Annotated in this window: 17 protein-coding genes; 10 read left to right on the plus strand and 7 right to left on the minus strand. The window is 57.5% G+C overall.

The window, feature by feature from the left end:
• Positions 1 to 14 precede the first annotated feature (14 nt).
• The 4 genes from V1572_RS04115 (at position 15) to psiE (ending at position 4,087) form a co-directional block, all read left to right on the plus strand.
• Complete coding sequence (locus V1572_RS04115) at positions 15 to 653, plus strand: YjbF family lipoprotein (RefSeq protein ID WP_008503424.1); 639 nt, start codon at positions 15 to 17, stop codon at positions 651 to 653.
• On the plus strand, positions 650 to 1,387 hold the full coding sequence (locus V1572_RS04120; RefSeq protein WP_395299724.1) for a capsule biosynthesis GfcC D2 domain-containing protein: 738 nt from the start codon (positions 650 to 652) through the stop codon (positions 1,385 to 1,387). The genes V1572_RS04115 and V1572_RS04120 overlap by 4 nt, the downstream gene beginning before the upstream one ends.
• Positions 1,387 to 3,483 (plus strand): YjbH domain-containing protein, encoded by a 2,097-nt coding sequence (locus V1572_RS04125; protein WP_395299725.1) that lies wholly within the window; start codon positions 1,387 to 1,389, stop codon positions 3,481 to 3,483. Before V1572_RS04120 ends, V1572_RS04125 begins: the two co-directional genes overlap by 1 nt.
• 193 nt (positions 3,484 to 3,676) lie before the next feature.
• Positions 3,677 to 4,087, plus strand: a complete 411-nt coding sequence (gene psiE / locus V1572_RS04130; protein ID WP_000202963.1) for a phosphate-starvation-inducible protein PsiE — start codon at positions 3,677 to 3,679, stop codon at positions 4,085 to 4,087.
• A gap of 97 nt (positions 4,088 to 4,184) precedes the next feature.
• On the opposite strand, the gene malG is transcribed toward psiE, so the two are convergent.
• From malG to malE, 3 genes are all read right to left on the minus strand, one after another.
• Positions 4,185 to 5,075: a maltose ABC transporter permease MalG gene (malG, locus tag V1572_RS04135; protein WP_008500077.1), complete on the minus strand. Its 891-nt coding sequence runs from the start codon at positions 5,073 to 5,075 to the stop codon at positions 4,185 to 4,187.
• Between the two features lie 14 nt (positions 5,076 to 5,089).
• Positions 5,090 to 6,634 carry a maltose ABC transporter permease MalF gene (malF, locus tag V1572_RS04140; RefSeq protein ID WP_395299726.1) on the minus strand — a complete coding sequence of 515 codons (1,545 nt, stop codon included), beginning with the start codon at positions 6,632 to 6,634 and terminating at the stop codon, positions 5,090 to 5,092.
• 120 nt (positions 6,635 to 6,754) lie between these two features.
• The gene (gene malE, locus V1572_RS04145) at positions 6,755 to 7,945 is read right to left on the minus strand and encodes a maltose/maltodextrin ABC transporter substrate-binding protein MalE (RefSeq protein WP_045909150.1); all 1,191 of its coding nucleotides are present in this window, start codon (positions 7,943 to 7,945) and stop codon (positions 6,755 to 6,757) included.
• A 370-nt stretch (positions 7,946 to 8,315) separates the two neighbouring features.
• On the opposite strand from malE, the gene malK reads away from it, so the two are divergent.
• The 5 genes from malK (at position 8,316) to ubiA (ending at position 13,448) form a co-directional block, all read left to right on the plus strand.
• Positions 8,316 to 9,425 (plus strand): maltose/maltodextrin ABC transporter ATP-binding protein MalK, encoded by a 1,110-nt coding sequence (gene malK / locus V1572_RS04150; protein ID WP_008500080.1) that lies wholly within the window; start codon positions 8,316 to 8,318, stop codon positions 9,423 to 9,425.
• Between the two features lie 71 nt (positions 9,426 to 9,496).
• A complete protein-coding gene (locus V1572_RS04155; protein ID WP_074168353.1) occupies positions 9,497 to 10,822 on the plus strand; it encodes a maltoporin in 1,326 nt (441 codons plus the stop codon).
• Positions 10,823 to 10,934: 112 nt separating this feature from the next.
• Positions 10,935 to 11,888 carry a maltose operon protein MalM gene (gene malM, locus V1572_RS04160; protein ID WP_048030189.1) on the plus strand — a complete coding sequence of 318 codons (954 nt, stop codon included), beginning with the start codon at positions 10,935 to 10,937 and terminating at the stop codon, positions 11,886 to 11,888.
• Positions 11,889 to 12,068: 180 nt separating this feature from the next.
• Complete coding sequence (gene ubiC / locus V1572_RS04165) at positions 12,069 to 12,566, plus strand: chorismate lyase (RefSeq protein ID WP_021242729.1); 498 nt, start codon at positions 12,069 to 12,071, stop codon at positions 12,564 to 12,566.
• 12 nt (positions 12,567 to 12,578) lie between these two features.
• Positions 12,579 to 13,448, plus strand: coding sequence for a 4-hydroxybenzoate octaprenyltransferase (gene ubiA / locus V1572_RS04170; protein WP_048030191.1), 870 nt, complete (start codon positions 12,579 to 12,581; stop codon positions 13,446 to 13,448).
• A gap of 89 nt (positions 13,449 to 13,537) precedes the next feature.
• On the opposite strand, the gene zntA is transcribed toward ubiA, so the two are convergent.
• Together zntA and V1572_RS04180 are read right to left on the minus strand one after the other, a co-directional pair.
• Positions 13,538 to 15,709, minus strand: coding sequence for a Zn(II)/Cd(II)/Pb(II) translocating P-type ATPase ZntA (gene zntA / locus V1572_RS04175; protein WP_395299727.1), 2,172 nt, complete (start codon positions 15,707 to 15,709; stop codon positions 13,538 to 13,540).
• Between the two features lie 76 nt (positions 15,710 to 15,785).
• On the minus strand, positions 15,786 to 16,412 hold the full coding sequence (locus tag V1572_RS04180) for a lysoplasmalogenase (RefSeq protein WP_045909154.1): 627 nt from the start codon (positions 16,410 to 16,412) through the stop codon (positions 15,786 to 15,788).
• Between the two features lie 129 nt (positions 16,413 to 16,541).
• On the opposite strand from V1572_RS04180, the gene V1572_RS04185 reads away from it, so the two are divergent.
• Positions 16,542 to 16,901, plus strand: a complete 360-nt coding sequence (locus tag V1572_RS04185; protein ID WP_048030196.1) for a DUF2500 domain-containing protein — start codon at positions 16,542 to 16,544, stop codon at positions 16,899 to 16,901.
• An 82-nt stretch (positions 16,902 to 16,983) separates the two neighbouring features.
• On the opposite strand, the gene V1572_RS04190 is transcribed toward V1572_RS04185, so the two are convergent.
• Both V1572_RS04190 and rsmD read right to left on the minus strand, forming a co-directional pair.
• Complete coding sequence (locus V1572_RS04190) at positions 16,984 to 17,265, minus strand: DUF1145 family protein (protein ID WP_235401079.1); 282 nt, start codon at positions 17,263 to 17,265, stop codon at positions 16,984 to 16,986.
• Complete coding sequence (gene rsmD / locus V1572_RS04195) at positions 17,249 to 17,851, minus strand: 16S rRNA (guanine(966)-N(2))-methyltransferase (RefSeq protein ID WP_008500089.1); 603 nt, start codon at positions 17,849 to 17,851, stop codon at positions 17,249 to 17,251. Before rsmD ends, V1572_RS04190 begins: the two co-directional genes overlap by 17 nt.
• Positions 17,852 to 17,908: the final 57 nt, after the last annotated feature.

A 17,908-nucleotide genomic window follows, 5' to 3' on the forward strand; every position in this document is an offset into this window, starting at 1 on the left:
TTCGGAGAAGAGTCGTGAAGCGACCTGCAATCATTCTGATTTGCCTGCTGCTGCAGGCGTGCTCGGCCACCACTAAAGGGCTGGGAAACTCACTGTGGGAAAGCCTGTTCGGCACACCGGGCGTGCATCTGACCGATGACGAACTTCAGAACATGCCCTATGCCAGTCAGTACATGCAGCTTAACGATGGCCCGCAACTGTTTGTGGTGCTCGCTTTCGATGAAAACGGGCAGCAGAAATGGGTGACGCAGGATCAGGCCACCATCGTGACGCAGCATGGCCGTATCGTGAAAACCCTGTTGGGCGGCGATAACCTGCTGGAGGTGAATAATCTCGCCGACGACCCGCTGATCAAGCCGAACCAGATCGCCGACGGCGCAGGCTGGACGCGCACGATGGGCTGGACCGAACACAAGCAGGTGCGTTACGCCACGGCACGCTCGACCTTCCGCTGGGATGGCACCGACAGCGTGAAAGTCGGCAGCGACGAAACGCAGGTTCGCGTGCTGGATGAAGAGGTCACCACCGACCAGGCCACCTGGCACAACCGCTTCTGGATCGACGAGGAAGGGCAGATCCGTCAGTCCTTACAGTATCTCGGTGCCGGTTTCTTCCCGGTCAAAACCACCCTGATCAAGGCGGCGAAATCATGAAAACGCTCATTCACGTTGCGCTTATCGCCAGTTTTGCCGCGCCGCTGGCATGGTCCGCCGGGACAGTAAAGGTCTACACGCCGGACAGTGAAAAACCCAAAACCTTAACCCACGCCGAGCATCTGCTCGATCTTGTCGGACAGCCAAGGCTCGCCAACAGCTGGTGGCCAGGCGCGGTCATCGCTGAACGGCAGAAGACCGTGGAAGCGGAACAGCAGCACAAGGCGCTTCTTGCCAGGCTAACGGGACTCGCGGAGCAGGAAGATGGCGACGACGCGGCGGCCATTAATAGCGTCCGTCAGCAACTGCAGGCGCTGAAGGTGACGGGCCGACAGAACGTCAATCTTGATCCGGATGACGTGCGCGTCACGGAAAACGGCAACCCCACGCTGGAAGGGGACTATACGCTCTGGCTTCCGGCGAAGCCGACGACGGTGACCGTGATGGGGCTTATCAGCAGCCCAGGTAAGAAGCCCTTTATCCCCGGTCGTGACGTGGCGAGCTATCTCGACGAGCAGAGTCTGCTGAGCGGCGCGGATAACAGCTACGCCTGGGTGGTTTACCCTGACGGCCACACGCAAAAAGCCCCTGTCGCTTACTGGAATAAGCGTCATATCGAACCCATGCCGGGCAGCATTATTTTTGTCGGTTTTGCCGACCATTTCTGGACGAAGGCGTATGACGGGCTTAACGCCGATATCCTTCACTCCCTGATTCAGCGGATACCGGAATAATGAAAAGAACCTATCTCTACAGCATGCTGGCGCTCTGCGTGAGTGCCGCCTGCCATGCAGAAACGTATCCGGCACCCATTGGCCCGTCTCAGTCAGACTTCGGCGGCGTCGGTTTACTGCAAACGCCCACCGCGCGTATGGCGCGTGAAGGGGAAATTAGCCTTAACTACCGTGATAACGACCAGTATCGCTACTACTCGGCGTCGGTGCAGCTGTTCCCGTGGCTTGAAACCACCCTGCGCTATACCGACGTGCGGACGAAACAATACAGCAGCGTCGAGGCGTTCTCAGGCGATCAGACCTACAAAGATAAAGCCTTCGACGTCAAGCTGCGCCTGTGGGAAGAGAGCTACTGGATGCCGCAGGTCTCCGTGGGCGCCAAAGATATCGGCGGTACCGGCCTGTTTGACGCGGAATACATCGTGGCCAGCAAGGCCTGGGGACCGTTTGATTTCTCACTCGGTCTGGGATGGGGCTATCTTGGCACCAGCGGCAACGTGAAAAACCCGTTTTGCTCCTACAGCGATAAATACTGTTACCGCGATAACAGCTACCAGAAAGCGGGATCCATCAACAGTGACCAGATGTTCCACGGTCCGGCGTCACTGTTTGGCGGCGTTGAATATCAGACGCCCTGGCAGCCGTTACGCCTGAAGCTGGAGTACGAGGGGAATGACTACTCGCAGGACTTCGCCGGGAAGATTGAGCAGAAGAGCAAGTTTAACGTCGGCGCCATTTATCGCGTCACCGACTGGGCCGACGTTAACCTCAGCTACGAGCGCGGCAATACGGTGATGTTTGGCTTCACGCTGCGCACCAACTTTAACGACATGCGGCCGCACTACAATGATAACGCGCGGCCTGCATACCAGCCGGAGCCGCAGGATGCGATTCTGCAGCACTCCGTGGTGGCAAACCAGCTGACGCTGCTGAAATACAATGCCGGTCTGGCGGATCCGAAAATTCAGGTGAAAGGCGATACGCTGTACGTCACCGGCGAGCAGGTGAAATACCGCGACTCGCGTGAAGGGATCGAACGCGCCAACCGGATCATCATGAACGATCTCCCGGACGGGATCCGCACGATCCGCGTGACGGAGAATCGTCTCAACCTGCCGCAGGTGACGACGGAAACGGATGTTGCCAGCCTTAAGCGCCACCTGGAGGGCGAACCGCTTGGGCATGAAACCGAGCTGGTACAAAAACGCGTTGAGCCGATCGTGCCGGAGACCACCGAGCAGGGCTGGTATATCGACAAGTCGCGCTTCGATTTCCATATCGATCCGGTGCTGAACCAGTCCGTCGGCGGGCCGGAAAACTTCTACATGTATCAGCTGGGCGTTATGGCGACGGCGGATCTGTGGCTCACCGACCACCTGCTGACCACCGGCAGCCTGTTCGGCAACATCGCCAACAACTACGACAAGTTCAACTACACCAATCCGCCAAAAGACTCGACGCTGCCGCGCGTGCGTACCCGCGTGCGTGAGTACGTGCAGAACGATGCCTACGTGAATAACCTGCAGGCCAACTACTTCCAGTACTTCGGCAACGGCTTTTACGGCCAGGTGTACGGCGGGTATCTGGAAACCATGTACGGCGGCGCGGGGGCAGAAGTGCTTTATCGTCCTGTCGACAGTAACTGGGCGTTCGGGATTGATGCCAACTACGTCAAACAGCGTGACTGGCGCAGCGCCCAGGACATGATGAAGTTCACCGACTACAGCGTCAAAACCGGCCACCTGACCGCCTACTGGACGCCGTCGTTCGCGCCTGACGTGCTGGTGAAAGCCAGCGTCGGCCAGTACCTGGCGGGCGACAAGGGCGGCACGCTGGACATCTCCAAACACTTCGACAGCGGCGTCGTGGTGGGCGGCTATGCCACCATCACCAACGTCTCGCCGGACGAGTACGGGGAAGGGGACTTCACCAAAGGGGTTTACGTATCAATTCCGCTGGATCTGTTCTCATCCGGTCCAACCCGCAGCCGCGCGGCCATTGGCTGGACGCCGCTGACGCGCGACGGCGGTCAGCAGCTTGGACGTAAGTTCCAGCTGTATGATATGACGAGCGATAAGAACATTAACTTCCGCTGATGCCCCTCACCCTAACCCTCTCCCCAAAGGGGAGAGGGGATCGCTCGGTGCTGTCTTTTCCCCCTCGCCCCTTTGGGGAGAGGGCCGGGGTGAGGGGAATCCTCTCCGGTGCGCTAAACATAAACAAAAAATATAGATCTCCGTCACATTTTTGCGTTATACAGAAACCTCGCCCTGGAGAATGAGGTGCTATATGACATCCCTGACTCGCCCGCGCGTTGAGTTTATCTCAACTATCCTCCAGACCGTGCTGAACCTCGGTCTGTTGAGCCTTGGCCTGATACTGGTCGTCTTTTTGGGTAAGGAGACGGTGCATCTGGCGGATGTGCTGTTTGCCCCTGAACAAACCAGCAAATATGCGCTGGTGGAAGGACTGGTGGTCTACTTTCTCTACTTTGAATTTATCGCCCTGATTGTGAAGTATTTTCAGTCCGGCTTTCACTTCCCGCTGCGTTATTTTGTCTACATCGGGATCACCGCGATTGTGCGGCTGATCATCGTCGATCATAAATCCCCGCTCGACGTGCTGATCTACTCGGCGGCGATCCTGCTGCTGGTGATCACCCTCTGGCTGTGTAACTCGAAGCGGCTGAAACGCGAATAAAAAAATGGCGGCCCGGAGGCCGCCTAACAACAGTCACAAGTTGGGTCAATACAATACGTCTAAAGTTGAGGGTTGCAGTGGCATAACAAAATGAAACTTAACCTTTCACACCGCCCGCCGTCAGGCCGTTGACCAGCCAGCGCTGCGCCAGCAGGAACACCACGGTAATCGGGATGGCAGAGAGTACGGCCGCCGCGGCAAAGTCGCCCCACAGGTAGTTTTGCGGGTTGAGGTATTGCTGCATACCCACGGCCAGGGTGTAGCTGTTCACATCACGCAGTAACAGTGAGGCAACCGGTACTTCGGTGATCGCAGCGATAAACGACAGGATAAACACCACCGCCAGAATCGGCACCGACAGCGGCAGCAGCACCAGGCGGAACGCCTGCCACGGGGTAGCCCCATCCAGCGCGGCCGCTTCTTCCAGCGAACCGTCGATGGTTTCGAAATAGCCTTTAATGGTCCACACATGCAGTGCGATACCGCCAAGGTAGGCGAAGATCACGCCGCCGTGGGTGTTCAGACCGATAAACGGAATGTACTGGCCCAGGCGGTCAAACAGGGCGTACAGCGCCACCAGCGACAGCACCGCCGGGAACATCTGGAAAATCAACATCCCTTTCAGCAGCGTCGCTTTGCCCGGGAAACGCATACGGGCAAAGGCGTAAGCGCAGGTGGTGGACAGCGCTACGATACCGATCGCAGTAATGCCTGCGATTTTCACCGAGTTCCACAGCCACAGCAGCACCGGGAACGGCGGCGGCGTGACGCGACCATCTGCGTGCTCCACGCTGAAGCCCAGCGCGAGCTTCCAGTGCTCCCAGGAGATTTCGTCCGGGATCAGGCTCCCGGTGGCAAAGTTACCCGAACGCAGGGAGATGGCGATTACCATCAGCAGCGGGAACATGATCGCCGCGATAAAAATCAGCAGGCCTAAATGCGTCGCCAGGAGGCGCAGTTTCTGAGATTTGGGTTGTACCATAGCCATGTTCAGTGCCCTCCTTAGTCAAATTTCATACGCGTGGCTTTCAGGTTCACTATCGCCAGTGCGCCTACCAGCAGGAAGATCAGGGTGGCAATCGCCGCCGCCAGACCGAAGTCCTGACCGCCGCCGCCTTCGAAGGCGATACGGTAGGTGTAGCTCACGAGCAGGTCGGTATAGCCTGCCGGCGTGGTGGTGCCCAGGCGGTCCGGGCCGCCGTTGGTCAACAGCTGAATCAGCACGAAGTTGTTAAAGTTAAAGGCGAAGCTGGCAATCATCAACGGGGTGAGCGGCTTGATGAGCAGCGGCAGCGTAATCTTAAAGAAGTTCTGGAACGGGCCCGCACCGTCCATCGCTGAAGCTTCGTACAGGTCATCCGGGATGGCCTTCAGCAGCCCCATGCACAGGATCATCATGTACGGATAGCCCAGCCAGGTATTGACGATGATGATCATCGAGCGGGCGGTGGTTGGGTCGCTGAACCAGGCCGGTTTGATGCCGAACAGCGCGCTCAGCATCATGTTGATTTCACCGAAGCTCTGGTTAAACAGCCCTTTGAAAATCAGAATCGAGATAAACGATGGCACGGCATACGGCAGAATTAGCAGCACGCGGTAGATCGCTTTGCCCTTCAGGGATTCCCACTGGACAAGACAGGCCAGCACCATGCCCACGGCCACGGTGAGGATCACGGTCAGTACGGAGAAGACCATCGTCCAGACGAAGATGGCGAAGAACGGTTTCTGAATGCCTTCGTCGGTAAACACGCGGGTAAAGTTGTCCCAGCCGATGGTGACGGTGTAGCCCGGGCTGAGCTTGTCATCACCCCATTTGCCGTCGGCAGTAATGGACTGATAGAAACCAATGTCGTTATTCGGACGATATTTCACACCGCTCTGGTTGTTGGTCAGCGTGCCGTCATCCGCCAGGGTATAGAGCGGTTGGGTGCCTGAGAACTGGCGCAGCGAGCTCATGATCACTTTGCTTTCGTCTGGCAGCACGGCGGTGAGCTGGGTCAGCGCCTGACGGTTCTGGGTAATGACGCGCAGGTTGGCACGTTCACCTTCCGGCAGGGCTTGCGCCTCTTTTAAGGCCAGCTTCTGCTCGCCGCCAAATTTGAAGGCGTCAGAGACATAGTATTTCCCGCTTGCTTCGTCAGTGAGCGCTAACTTCCACTCATTGCCTGCAGGATAGAGGCCGAAGTTAAAGGTCTTGCCTGCCTGGTATGAGCGGTCCAGCAGGACCTGCTGCGCGCGTTCCTGCGCAAGCTGGTTGGTGCTGCTGTAGTTGGTAAACGCAATGGCGACGGTACAAATCAACGGGAACAGGACAAACAGCCCCATCCCGGCCACGCCAGGGTAGACATAGCGCCAGGCGTAGGCTTTACGGTTGGCGAAAATATACAGGCCAGCAGAGCTTAAAATCAGCGTCATGATGGCGAACAGATATTCCCCTTGTACGTACATTAAAACAACAAGGTAACCCACCAGCAGGCACAGCAGACCGATCGCTGACCACTTCAGCGCGTCGCTTTGCCACCAGCGTTTCTTTTTAATGACATCCATGGGGTTCTTCCTCTACAACGGTGGAATCTTATCGTCAGGTGGCGCTGCGCTTACCTGACCTACGGATCGTGCCGTAGTCGTAGGGCGGGTAAGCGCACGCGCTACCCGCCGTTTTTCTGCTTACTTAGTAATACGACCCTGAGCATCTTTCAGCGCGGCATCAACGGTCTGGCGACCGCTTGCAGCGTTGATAACCGCGGTACGGGTGGCGTACCAGAATGCGGCCATCTGTGGGATGTTCGGCATGATTTCGCCTTTCTGGGCGTTATCCATGGTGGCCGCGATACGTGGGTCTTTCGCCAGCTGATCCTGGAAAGATTTCAGCGCGACGGCGCCCAGCGGTTTGTCCTTGTTCACTTCATCCAGACCCTGATCGGTCAGCAGGTAGTTTTCCAGGAACTCTTTCGCCAGCTCTTTGTTCGGGCTGGCAGCGTTGATGCCTGCGCTCAGCACGCCAACGAACGGTTTAGACGGCTTGCCTTTGAAGGTTGGCAGCAGCGTCACGCCGTAGTTGATTTTGCTCTTATCGATGTTGGTCCAGGCCCACGGACCGTTGATGGTCATCGCGGTTTCGCCTTTGTTGAACGCAGCTTCCGCGATGGAGTAATCGGTATCCGCGTTCATGTGCTTGTTCTTGATCAGGTCAACCAGGAAGGTCAGACCCGCTTTCGCACCTGCGCTGTCGACGCCCACGTCTTTCACGTCGTATTTGCCGTTTTCAAACTTGAACGCGTAACCGCCGTCGGCAGCAATCAGCGGCCAGGTGAAGTACGGCTCTTGCAGGTTGAACATCAGGGCGGATTTACCTTTCGCCTTCAGCTCTTTATCCAGTTTCGGGATCTCTTCCCAGGTTTTCGGTGGGTTAGGGACCAGGTCTTTGTTGTAAATCAGAGACAGGGCTTCGACCGCGACAGGGTACGCGATCAGCTTGCCGTTATAGCGAACGGCATCCCAGGTGAACGGGAACAGTTTGTCCTGGAACGCTTTGTCCGGGGTGACTTCAGCCAACAGGCCAGACTGCGCGTAACCGCCGAAACGGTCATGCGCCCAGAAGATGATGTCCGGGCCGTCGCCGGTTGCCGCAACCTGCGGGAATTTCTCTTCCAGTTTGTCCGGATGCTCTACGGTCACTTTGATGCCGGTGTCTTTCTCGAATTTTTTGCCCACTTCGGCCAGGCCGTTATAGCCTTTGTCGCCGTTAATCCAGATAACCAGTTTGCCTTCTTCAATTTTGGCGAGCGCCGGTGCGGAAATCATCATTGCTGCGAGGGCGGACAATGCGAAAACGCGTGCGCCAGTCTTGATATTCATATCTGCCATCCTTTTTGGTGATGTCTCGTGGTATGACTTCAGTGGTTCAACGTGACTCAGTCTCCTTATTTGACATCCTCTTTCCATCCTCCCAACCCCTACGCCCCACCCCCCGTTTGTGTGATCTCCATTGCATAAATTTAAGTTATGAGTGCTGGCGCACATAAAAACGCACTGAATTTTGCAGGCGGCTTCACGAATTTTGCCCTGGCCCGCCCGTGCCGGTCGCAGAGCCTGCTCTCTCATCCTCCCGCCTCCTCCCCCATAAAAAAGCCGGGGGGTGGAGGATTCGGGAAAGTAATGGATACCCCATAGTGAACTTATCTTGAATGTTTCTGTCGGTGACAGGTTGTAACGAAGGGAGAAGGGCATGGCGAGCGTACAGCTGCGTAATGTAACGAAAGCCTGGGGTGACGTTGTGGTGTCGAAAGACATCAATCTGGACATCCACGAAGGTGAATTCGTGGTATTTGTCGGCCCATCAGGCTGCGGTAAATCAACTCTGCTGCGTATGATTGCCGGTCTTGAAACCATCACCAGCGGCGACCTGCTGATCGGTGATACCCGAATGAATGACATCCCGCCTGCCGAACGTGGCGTAGGCATGGTGTTCCAGTCTTATGCTCTCTATCCCCATCTTTCCGTCGCCGAGAACATGTCTTTTGGTCTGAAGCTGGCCGGCGCGAAGAAAGAGGTCATTAACCAGCGCGTGACGCAGGTGGCGGAAGTGTTACAGCTGGCGCACCTGCTGGAGCGTAAGCCGAAAGCGCTTTCCGGCGGTCAGCGTCAGCGTGTGGCGATCGGCCGTACTCTGGTTGCCGAGCCGCGCGTCTTCCTGCTCGACGAACCGCTTTCCAACCTGGATGCCGCCCTGCGCGTCCAGATGCGTATCGAAATCTCCCGTCTGCACAAGCGTCTTGGCCGCACGATGATTTACGTCACCCACGATCAGGTCGAAGCGATGACCCTCGCCGACAAAATTGTGGTGCTGGATGCCGGCCGCGTGGCGCAGGTGGGCAAACCGCTGGAGCTGTATCACTACCCGGCAGACCGCTTTGTTGCGGGCTTCATTGGCTCGCCAAAGATGAACTTCCTGCCCGTCAAAGTGACCGCGACCGCGATTGAACAGGTACAGGTGGAGCTGCCAAACCGCCAGCAGGTCTGGCTGCCGGTCGACAGCGCCAACGTACAGGTGGGGGCAAACATGTCCCTCGGTATTCGTCCTGAGCATTTACTGCCGAGCCACATCGCCGATGTGACGCTGGAAGGTGAGGTTCAGGTCGTCGAACAGCTTGGTCACGAAACACAGATTCATATCCAGATCCCCGCCATCCGTCAGAACCTGGTCTACCGCCAGAACGACGTGGTGTTGGTAGAAGAGGGTGCCACATTCGCTATCGGCTTGCCGCCAGAGCGCTGCCATCTGTTCCGTGAGGATGGCACTGCATGTCGTCGGTTGCACAAAGAGCCAGGCGTTTAAGCAATCCCAAAAGAAGACACGAAACCGACAGGTGAAGTGTTCAAAGAAAAGCAATGATCTCAGGAGATAGAATGATGATTACTCTGCGCAAACTTCCTCTGGCAGTTGCCGTCGCAGCGGGCGTAATGTCTGCTCAGGCAATGGCCGTGGATTTCCATGGTTATGCTCGTTCCGGTATCGGCTGGACGGGGAGTGGCGGCGAACAACAGTGCTTCCAGGCAACCGGTGCTCAAAGTAAATACCGTCTGGGTAACGAATGTGAAACCTATGCGGAACTGAAGCTGGGCCAGGAAGTATGGAAAGAAGGCGACAAGAGCTTCTACTTCGACACCAACGTAGCGTACTCCGTGGCGCAACAGAACGACTGGGAAGCCACTGATCCTGCGTTCCGTGAAGCCAACGTGCAGGGTAAAAACCTGATTGAGTGGCTGCCAGGTTCCACCATCTGGGCCGGTAAGCGCTTCTATCAGCGTCATGACGTCCACATGATCGACTTCTACTACTGGGATATTTCAGGTCCTGGTGCGGGTATCGAAAACGTCGATCTGGGCTTCGGTAAACTGTCTCTGGCCGCGACCCGTTCTCAGGAAGCGGGTGGTTCATACATCTTCACCAGCAACGATATCTATCATAACTTCAAAGACACCGCTAACGACGTCTTCGATGTGCGTTTAGCGCAGATGGAAATCAACCCGGGCGGTACGCTGGAGCTGGGTGTTGACTATGGCCGAGCTAACAAAACTGACGGTTACAGCTTCGCTGACGGCGCATCTAAAGATGGCTGGATGTTCACCGCTGAACATACCCAGAGCATGCTGAAAGGCTACAACAAGTTTGTTGTCCAGTACGCTACCGATGCAATGACCACGCAGGGCAAAGGTATTCCTCAGGGTTCCTTCACCGGCAACAACTATGACAAAGACGCTGAAATTGGTGTTGTAGACAACAAGATCAACAACAACGGCTCTCTGGTTCGTATTCTCGACCACGGTGCGATCTCTCTGGGTGACAGCTGGGATCTGATGTACGTCGGTATGTATCAGGATATCGATCGTGACGACAACAACGGTACGACCTGGTACACCGTGGGTGTGCGCCCAATGTATAAATGGACGCCAATCATGAGCACCTTGCTTGAAGTGGGCTACGACAACGTTAAGTCGCAGAAAACTGACGATACCAACAACCAGTACAAAATTACCCTTGCACAGCAATGGCAGGCCGGTGACAGCATCTGGTCCCGTCCAGCGATCCGTGTCTTCGCAACTTACGCGAAGTGGGATGAGAAATGGGGTTATGACAACGGCATTGCAAAAAGCGATACCAAAGCCACAACCTACAGCCGCGGTGACAACGACGAGTGGTCCTTCGGCGCCCAGATGGAAATCTGGTGGTAATACCGTCTTAACCTGACGTAATGACCAAACTGAGGGGCGCAAGCCCCTCAATCCTTGGGACGGCGCGCTATTGCCTGGCTACCGCTGACCTGTGCATTTTGAGGTGATAACAATGAAAATGAACAAAACTCTCCTTGCCCTTTGTTTATCCGCAGGGCTGCTGGCGAGCGCGCCTGCTGTAACGCTCGCTAATGTGAATTTCGTTCCGCAAAACACAACATCCGCGCCAGCCATACCGGCCGCAGCGTTGCAACAGCTGGTCTGGACGCCTGTCGATCAATCTAAAGCCCAAACGACCCAGCTCTCGACGGGGGGACAACCGCTTAATGTTCCAGGCATCAGTGGCCCGGTGGTCGCATACAGCGTGCCCGCTAACATTGGCGAACTGACGTTAACGCTCTCGAGTGAAGTCAATAAACAGACCAGCGTCTTTGCCCCGAACGTGCTGATTCTTGACCAGAACATGACGCCTTCTGCATTCTTCCCGAGCGAATACTTTACCTATCAGGAACCCGGCGTCATGAGCGCAGACCGCCTGGAAGGGGTAATGCGCCTGACGCCTGCGCTGGGTCAGCAGAAAATTTATGTTCTCGTCTTCACCACGGAAAAAGATTTGCAGCAAACCACCACGCTGCTTGATCCCGCTAAGGCCTATGCCAAAGGCGTAGGTAACGCCGTACCGGATATTCCGGACCCGATTGCCCGCCATACCACTGACGGCCTTGTGAAGCTGAAAGTATCGACCAGCAGTGCATCCAGCGTCCTGGTCGGCCCGCTGTTTGGCTCCTCCGGTACCGGCCCTGTCACCGTAGGTAATACCGCTGCGCCTGCCTATACCGCACCTGCTGCCACGACAGCCGCACCGGTAGCGACTGCAGCGCCAGCCCCGGCGAAGAAAGCGGAACCGGTACTGAACGACACCGAAGAATACTTCAACAACGCCATTAAGCAGGCGGTGAAGCGCGGCGATGTCGATAAAGCGCTGAAACTGCTTGATGAAGCCGAACGTTTAGGTTCAACCACTGCCCGTTCCACCTTTATCAGCAGTGTAAAAGGCAAGGGGTAACCGTTTCCCCGCAGTGCTGATTTGTTAGTCGTTTGGTGCGCCTGAGTGGGCGCACTTTTTTTCGTCTCCGCCGGGCTGTTGCACTCTTGTTGCGATCGTGATCGTTAAATAACGTTTGGCCCCCCTCAATCCGTGTTTCTGCGATACAATGCCATTACGTTATGTATCGGAGAGTCTGGCATGTCACACCCTGCGCTAACGCAACTGCGTGCGCTGCGCTATTTCGACCAAATACCTGCGCTTGATCCCCAGCAACTGGACTGGTTGCTGCTGGAAGATTCCATGACGAAACGTTTTGAGCAGCAGGGAAAAACGGTCACGGTGACCCTGATTCAGGAAGGGTTTGTCTCTGGCGATGAGATTGCCAACGAGCTGCCGCTGCTGCCGCACGAGCCACGTTACTGGCTGCGTGAAATTTTACTTTGTGCCGATGGCGAGCCGTGGCTTGCCGGGCGGACGGTGGTGCCCGAGTCCACCCTTTCCGGGCCAGAACTGGCGCTGCAACGTCTGGGGAAAACGCCGCTGGGGCGTTACCTTTTCACCTCGTCTGAGCTTACCCGGGATTTTATTGAGATTGGTCGTGATGCCGAACTGTGGGGGCGTCGTTCCCGCCTTCGCCTGAGCGGTAAGCCGTTAATTCTGACGGAGCTTTTTTTACCGGCATCGCCGTTGTACTAAGAGGAAGAAAAAATGGAGTGGAGCCTGACGCAGAATAAGCTGTTGGCGTATCACCGCTTAATGCGTACCGATAAACCGATTGGCGCGTTGCTGCTGCTGTGGCCGACCCTATGGGCGCTGTGGGTTGCCACGCCGGGCGTGCCGCCGCTGTGGATCCTTGGCGTGTTCGTGGCTGGCGTCTGGCTGATGCGCGCGGCGGGCTGCGTGGTCAATGATTATGCCGACCGTAAATTCGACGGCCATGTAAAGCGTACTGCCGGTCGTCCGTTACCCAGCGGGCAGGTCACCGGGAAAGAAGCCCGCGTGCTGTTCATCGTTCTGGTGTTGCTCTCTTTCCTGCTGGTGTTAACCCTGAACACCATGACCATTTTGCTTTCCGTCGCGGCCCTGGCCCTGGCCTGGGTGTATCCGTTTATGAAGCGCTATACCCACCTGCCTCAGGTGGTGCTCGGGGCGGCGTTTGGCTGGTCGATTCCGATGGCGTTTGCGGCGGTTAGTGAGTCCTTACCGCTCAGCTGCTGGTTGATGTTCCTGGCGAACATACTTTGGGCGGTGGCGTACGACACGCAGTATGCGATGGTTGACCGCGATGACGACCTAAAAATTGGCATCAAATCCACCGCCATCCTCTTTGGCCGTCAGGACAAGCTGATTATTGGTATCCTGCAGGTCGCGGTACTGGCGCTGATGGTGGCGATCGGTCGCCTGAACGGGCTGAACTGGGAGTTTTACTGGTCCGTGCTGGTGGCGGGGCTGCTGTTTGCCTACCAGCAAAAGCTGATTGCGAAGCGCGAACGCGACGCCTGCTTCAAGGCGTTTATGAACAATAACTACGTCGGTCTGGTGCTGTTTTTAGGGCTGGCGATGAGCTACTTCATATAAAAAAAGCCGGGTGGCGGCTTCGCCTTACCCGGCCTACGATTTAGCAGGATATGTAGGCCCGGTAAGCGTCAGCGCCACCGGGCGTTTTTTTACCGGCGACGCAACAGCCGGAGCGCGTTCGCCGTCACCAGCACCGTCGCGCCGGTATCCGCCAGCACCGCCAGCCACAGCCCGGTCATGCCCAGCAGCGTGGTCACCAGGAAAATCCCCTTCAGCCCCAGCGCGATGCCGATGTTCTGACGGATATTGGCCCGCGTCGCGCGCGCAAGATCGATCATCTGCGCCAGTCCGGTCAGGCGGTTGTGGGTCAGCGCCGCGTCAGCCGTTTCCAGTGCGACGTCGGTACCGCTGCCCATCGCAATACCGATGGTGGATGCTTTCATCGCCGGGGCATCGTTAATCCCGTCACCGACCATCGCCAGCGGCGCCTGAGCATTCAGTTCCGTCACCGCGCTGACCTTATCCGCCGGCAGCAATCCGGCTTTAAACGCCAGCCCCAGCTCACTGGCAATCGCTGCCGCCGCGCGAGGGTTATCGCCGGTGAGAATCACGCCCTGGACGCCCAACTGATGCAGCGCCGACACGGCCTCTTTTGCGTCATCGCGCAGGGTGTCGCGCAGCGCCAGCCTCCCTTTTGCGGTGCCGTCCTGCATGACGGTCACGACAGTTTGTCCGGTCTGTTCTAGCGCCTCCACCTCTGGCGTAGAAGACTTGCCCGCCGCGACAATCAGTACCTTTTTACCGTCAACGGTGGCCTCAATCCCTGTCCCGACCAGCGCCCGCTGGGCGGTTGCCGGAGGGATGTTCAGTCCGCGCGACTGCGCTTCTCGCACAATCGCCTGCGCCAGCGGGTGAGTGGACCCCTGCTCAACGGCGGCGGCCAGGGTCAGCAGTTCATCTTCACTGATGTCCTGCGGATACACGCCGGTCACCTGCGGCTTGCCGACGGTCAGCGTACCGGTTTTATCAAAAGCGATATGCTGGACCTGGCTTAGCTGCTCCAGCGCCGCGCCGCCCTTAATCAGCGCCCCGCGACGTGCCGCAGCCGCCAGCCCGGAGGTAATCGCCGCCGGGGTGGAAATCACCAGCGCGCACGGACAGCCGATCAGCAATAGCGTCAGCCCTTTATAAATCCACCCCTCCCACGGCGCGCCAAAGAACAGCGGCGGAACGACGGTAACCAGCAGGGCAACCAGCATAATGGCGGGCGTGTAGATCCGGCTGAAGCGGTCGATAAAGCGTTCGACTGGCGCGCGGCGCTCTTCGGCCTCTTCAATCAGCTTCAGGATGCGGTCGATGGCGCTGTCACCCGGCTCGGAAAGCACGGTGAGCTGCACCAGACGGTCGACGCTGGTGGCGCCTGCAGGCACTTTTTCACCCGCCTCACGTTCGACCGGAATGGATTCGCCGGTCAGGGCGCTTTCATCAAAGCTCGCGGTGGCGGTAAGCAGCGCACCGTCTGCAGGCAAGCGTCCACCTGCCGCGACTTCAATCACGTCGCCCGGACGAAGGGTCGTGATGGCGACCGTTTCACGCGTGCCGTTTACCACGCGCGTGGCGGTTTCCGGCTTCAGCGCCATCAGCGCGCTGACCCCTTTACGCGCCCGGCTGGCTGCCCAGCCCTCAAGGCGTTCACCAATTAAGAACAGCAGCAGCACCATCGCCGCTTCTGCCGTCGCGCCAATAAACAGCGCGCCGATGGCCGCCACGCTCATTAGCGTTTCGATGGCAAACCAGCTGCCGCTTTTCATCAGGCGCAGCGCCTGACGGGCAATCGGGAACAGACCGACCAGCGTGGTGGCGATAAACGCCAGGTTGCCGAACGGATGGTTAATCTGTTCCAGCCCCCAGCTCAGGGCCATCATGATGATGAGGGTGATGAGCGGCAGGTTTTCCCGCAGGGATGACGTTTTTTCCGCGGGCGCGGCTTCGCTACGCAGGCTGTAACCCGCCTTGCTTACCGCGGCTTCAACCTGTTTGCTGACGTCGTTTTCGGCGCTAACCAGCAGCTTTTCGGTGGCGAACAGCACCTGAACGTGGCTGACGCCCGGCACCTGTTTCACCGCATTTTCTACTTTACGGGCGCAGGCGGCGCAGTCCATGCCGTTAACGACCCAGCTGTAGCGGTTGCCGCTTTCGGGCAGCATTTCCGTTTGCGTTTCGCACGTGCCTTCGCAGCAGCAGTCGTCTTGCGGCGGAACCGGACTGAGCTTAAGCGCCGAGAATTGAGGAACTTTTTTGGGTGTTTCTGGAGTCGACATGGCAGTCTCCGGCAATGATAATTTTCTCATTAACCGCAGCATACACTCTGGAGTCGACTCCAGAGTCAAGCGTTATTTAGATATACAGCGAACGCACAATCAGGAAGTGCCCGGCAAAGTAACAGGCGGCGGCAATCGCGTTATCCGCCCGGAAACGGCGGCGATAGTGGCTGCCCAGCCACACGATATTCCCAATCAGCAGCAGCGCGGCGCCGAAGAATGCGGACATTGCCGGAGCGGTCGGACGGAAGAACCACAGTTCACCTGCCAGCCATACCATTACCAGGGTCATGGCGATAAACGTGCAGACCGGCAAACGCATCTCTTCCAGACGCGACCAGATCACCGCGATCAGCAGGGCGCCAATCACCAGCAGGACCAGCGGCAGCGGCCAGAAGAAAGAGAGCGTCATCTGGCTGGCGAAGTAGATGGTATACAGCAGGTGCGACAGGAAAAATGCCCCTACGGCATACAGCAGGCGCTGGCGCGGCAGCAGGGTCAGGGCGTCGCCAATCAGAGAGGCGCACAGCCCGGCGAGCACCAGATAGCTGACGGCGTTGAACATCGGCGCTTGCCAGGCCAGCAGCAACAGGAGCAACAGCGTGACCGGTTTAAACAGCCAGCGCTGCCAGGTGGGACCACGGTACGACGCATCGACATAAAGCCATGCGGAAAAACAGACAGCGATAAATGACCAAAGCATATTAACTCCCTGTATCTGTTAAGTCTGAATAATCAGTTTCTGATCCAGTGTAGTGACGCGGGCGGGCGTTTGGCAATGCCGGGGAAGGCAGGGTATCCTGAATTCCGCATAATCTGATGGGATTGTAGAATGAGCAAGATGCCGCTGTTTTTCATTATCGTGGTGGCGATTATCGTCATTGCCGCCTCGTTCCGCTTCGTGCAGCAGCGCCGCGAGAAGGCGGATAACGATGCCGCACCGCTGATGCAAAAGCGCGTGGTGGTGACGAACAAACGCGAAAAACCGCTCAATGACCGCCGCTCGCGCCAGCAGCAGGTGACGCCTGCGGGCACAACAATGCGCTATGAAGCGAGCTTTAAGCCAGAAACGGGCGGCCTGGAGATGACCTTCCGTCTGGAGGCGCAGCAGTACCACCAACTGACGGTGGGAGAGAAAGGAACGCTGAGCTACAAAGGGTCGCGATTCGAAGGGTTTGCACCGGAGCGGTAACGCCGGGCGGCACTGCGTTTGCCCGGCCTACAGGGTTTCGTAGGCCCGGTAAGCGAAGCGCCACCGGGCGATAGCGCGCACCTTACTTCTTCACCTGCGCCTTAAACTTCTTCATCCACACCAGCAGCTCAAACACGCCGAAAAGAAACACGCGCAGCTGCTGCCAGCCCGTCATCTGCGGGCCGTCTTTCGGCAGACCGTTTTTCAGCATCACCATCTGCAGGGCGTGCATGAACGAGGTGAAAATCAGCGCCACGTTAACGAAAATATTCATCGGACGCGGGAACGGGTGCACCAGGTTGAGCAGCAAAAACGCCCAGACGCCCAGCATCAGCAAACGTCCCAGATTAATCAGTACCGGCATCGGATCCTCCTTGTGCCTGACGGTGATACAGACGATAAGCAACCTGACCTGCCACTTTTTCGCGGTGCAGATCCCAGTGGGCGGGAACCGGCGGCAAACCGTTTTCCACTTCGCTTTCCACGTAAATCAATGCGTCATCCGCCAGCCAGCCGTTTTGCTCCAGCAGGGATAACGTCTCTTCCAGCAACCCCTTGCGGAACGGCGGGTCGACAAACACCACGGTGTGCGGCGTGCCCTTTTGTGCGAGGAAGCTCAGCGTGTTGGTGTTCACCACTTTCGCGTTGCTCGCCTTCAGCGTCGCCAGATTTTGCTGCAACGTCTGCGCCACGCCGCGCTCCATCTCCAGCAGCGTGGCGCTGGCAGCATAGCGCGACAGCGCTTCCAGCCCGAGCGCACCGCTTCCGGCGAAGCAGTCCAGGCAGCGGGCGTCTACCATTGACGGGGCCAGCCAGTTAAACAGCGTCTCGCGCACGCGATCGGTAGTAGGGCGTAAACCGGGGCTGTCCGGCACCGGTAATTTCCGGCCTCGCCACTGACCGCCGATAATACGAATTTGACCGGCCGGGGCGCGGTTGGGTTTCTTCATCTCAGGAAAGCTCTGTTAACAATTGGCCTGCGATTGCGGGCGGTGATGTCAATTAAG

Source organism: Enterobacter quasiroggenkampii, from assembly GCF_043972695.1.
GTDB lineage: Bacteria > Pseudomonadota > Gammaproteobacteria > Enterobacterales > Enterobacteriaceae > Enterobacter > Enterobacter quasiroggenkampii.